This window comes from Vibrio sp. 10N.261.55.A7, from assembly GCF_002877365.1.
GTDB lineage: Bacteria > Pseudomonadota > Gammaproteobacteria > Enterobacterales > Vibrionaceae > Vibrio.
The window spans coordinates 1-2,472 of the sequence record NZ_MCWZ01000182.1; the positions used below are offsets into that span (position 1 = coordinate 1).

Sequence of the window (2,472 nt, forward strand, 5' to 3'; positions counted from 1 at the left end):
ATTGTAAACTTTTGCTAGTATCAGATATTTCGTCTATCTGCCTTTAAGCGTGTTTACTGTTTCTTTGCATCTTTAGTTGTGTCTTTCCAATACTGAATTCTGACACGATGCAGTTGTGCTCTTCTCGTTTTCTTCATTATATCCCTCACTATATACGACAGGGCGCTCTTCAATGAGCTCAAGTCTGACTCTCTTTCTCTGGAGCCAGTATTGAATTTAGCTCTGAATCTCAAAAATAGCTACGATCAATTTCACAAAATGTAGTAACAAAAGTAAGATCAACGGCAGTTTTTGTGATGTGAGATGAATATTTCTGACTTTACGGTTAGTCGGTGCCCATCGATAGGCCCAAGGATCTTTGGGTCATTCACTGAGATACTCACCTTGCAATAAAAGACCCTGCAATCAGAAACGTGGCAAGGATAATCTGAAGGTGGCCACGGAGCTTATTGTTCATTTTTCGCCGCTATTTGATTGATAAACAAAGCCGAGAGGATAATGACTAAGGCAATCCAAGTTGTGGTTAGGATGCTCTCGTGGGTCATTAGTGCTGCGATAAGTACACCCACGGCAGGAACAAGGTAGTTAGTCATTGAAGTAAAAACCGCTCCAGAATTTTTGATGCTCATCATATACAGGTAGTAGACCACGCCTGCGCACATAACGCCGAGATAGATGATTGAGCCAGCAGCATGTGATGAAACCTTATCCAATGCGAAAGGTGTCGTAATCATTGCGACTATAAATAATTGAATACTCGCCATGACTAACACATTTCTTGCCACAATCATTGGGTGTTCTTTCTGCACTCGGTTAAGCAATAATAGGGCAATCGCGAAGCAGACCGCAGCAAGAATCACAGCAAGTGCACTGGTCATATTAAATTGTTGCCCTCCAGATACGAAATCTGGATAGAAAAGCACCAGCAAGCCTGTAAAACCGATGGAAACACTGAATAGATTTCCTTTGGTGACTTTTGAGTTTTGAATAAATAGCGGGGCAAGTAGAAGTGCATAAAATGGTAATGTGCCCATTAAGATAGCAGTGACAGAGCTGCTCAGCTCTTTTTGCGCCCAAGGAACGAGTACAAAGGGGATCGTAGCCTCAAGCAAACCAATTACCGCAAATAGTGTCCATTGCTTACTGGTACTCCGTAGCCCCATTACGTGACAAATTACCACCACTGTGAATGCGCCAAACACCGCACGTAATGTACCAATCCATACAGGAGAGAACACCTCTAACGCCATAGCTTGGAAAATAAATTGTGAGCCCCAAATTAGGCCAATTAAGAGTAGAGTTAAGTAGTTTTTAAGCATCATGGTAGCCTAAATGCAGCTCATAATCCGAGCTGTATAAATAAGAAAGTTTTAGCGATATTTAAGATTAAACGGGTTTGAATGCAATGGCATCCACTTCAATTTGCATACCATCAAGAGCGAGTTTTGGTACTGGAATCAGGGTGCTTGCTGGCAGTGTATCAGCCGACCAACACTTCAGCATTTCCTCACTCCAGATATGCAATTTTTCACTATCATGATTGACGATAAGAATGGTAATTTTTAGTACATCGTTAAAACCTAGTTCATGAGCGCTCAGTGCAATATTTAGGTTTGATAATAGAACACGAACCTGATGGCGAAAATCATCATGGAGAGTATGCTCCATACCCTTACCACCACTTTGACCTGAAATGTAAACCAGTTCCCCACTAGCTGGTGCTTTAACTGTGTGGCAAAAACCAAAGGGTGTTGGGTTAAAGATACCTTCTGGGTTGTGAAATACTGGAGTTGATTTTGTCATAACATTAATCTTTTATGTGTTGAATTTCGAAGTTTGTGAGAGTATAAAAGTTAAAGTTAACTTTAAGTAAAGCGAAACATTGAAAAAGTTGGAATCAGTATGTTCAGAGATGATTATCTAACGATAGGTCAGCTAGCAGATCGCAGTGGTGTCGCCACGTCAGCACTGCGTTTTTACGAGACTAAAGGCTTGATTGCATCCATTAGAACCAATGGTAACCAACGTCGATATTTGCCCTCAATGCTGCGACGTATAGCTCTCATTCAAGTCGCGCAATCGGTAGGGTTTACCCTTGAAGAGATAATTCAGGAACTCAGCGGTTTACCAATGCATAAAACCGCCACCAAGCGAGATTGGGATAGAGTGGCAACGAAATGGCAGAATGATCTGGACCGCAAAATGGAGAAGATCAAGTCTCTGAAAGACAATCTATCTGGTTGTATTGGTTGTGGGTGTTTGAGTATGAAGAAGTGCCATCTATTTAATCCTGAAGATGAACTGTATGAGCAGGGGCAAGGAGCGCAGAGAATCACAGGCTGAAGCTACCACACTTTTGGACAAGAATGAGTTTGCAAAATTAAGCAGGCAGTATTGGCACTATAAGATTAACTTATGCAAATTCTAGATGCGCCCTAGTTGAGAACAATTAGTATTGAATAGCTATTCAAT

The 2,472-nt window shown here is 41.4% G+C and carries 3 protein-coding genes; 1 reads left to right on the forward strand and 2 read right to left on the reverse strand.

Annotated elements, in window-relative coordinates:
- Positions 1-446 precede the first annotated feature (446 nt).
- Together BCU12_RS10080 and BCU12_RS10085 are read right to left on the reverse strand one after the other, a co-directional pair.
- On the reverse strand, positions 447-1,319 hold the full coding sequence (locus BCU12_RS10080; protein ID WP_102404181.1) for a DMT family transporter: 873 nt from the start codon (positions 1,317-1,319) through the stop codon (positions 447-449).
- A 67-nt stretch (positions 1,320-1,386) separates the two neighbouring features.
- The gene (locus tag BCU12_RS10085) at positions 1,387-1,803 is read right to left on the reverse strand and encodes a RidA family protein (protein ID WP_102404182.1); all 417 of its coding nucleotides are present in this window, start codon (positions 1,801-1,803) and stop codon (positions 1,387-1,389) included.
- Positions 1,804-1,902: 99 nt separating this feature from the next.
- On the opposite strand from BCU12_RS10085, the gene soxR reads away from it, so the two are divergent.
- Positions 1,903-2,343 carry a redox-sensitive transcriptional activator SoxR gene (gene soxR, locus BCU12_RS10090; RefSeq protein ID WP_102404183.1) on the forward strand — a complete coding sequence of 147 codons (441 nt, stop codon included), beginning with the start codon at positions 1,903-1,905 and terminating at the stop codon, positions 2,341-2,343.
- Positions 2,344-2,472: the final 129 nt, after the last annotated feature.

Excerpts from the sequence above, each read along its gene's own strand:
- BCU12_RS10085 (WP_102404182.1), bottom strand. The coding sequence starts at position 1,803 with ATGACAAAATCAACTCCAGTATTTCACAACCCAGAAGGTATCTTTAAC.
- BCU12_RS10080 (WP_102404181.1), bottom strand. The coding sequence starts at position 1,319 with ATGCTTAAAAACTACTTAACTCTACTCTTAATTGGCCTAATTTGGGGC.
- soxR (WP_102404183.1), top strand. The coding sequence starts at position 1,903 with ATGTTCAGAGATGATTATCTAACGATAGGTCAGCTAGCAGATCGCAGT.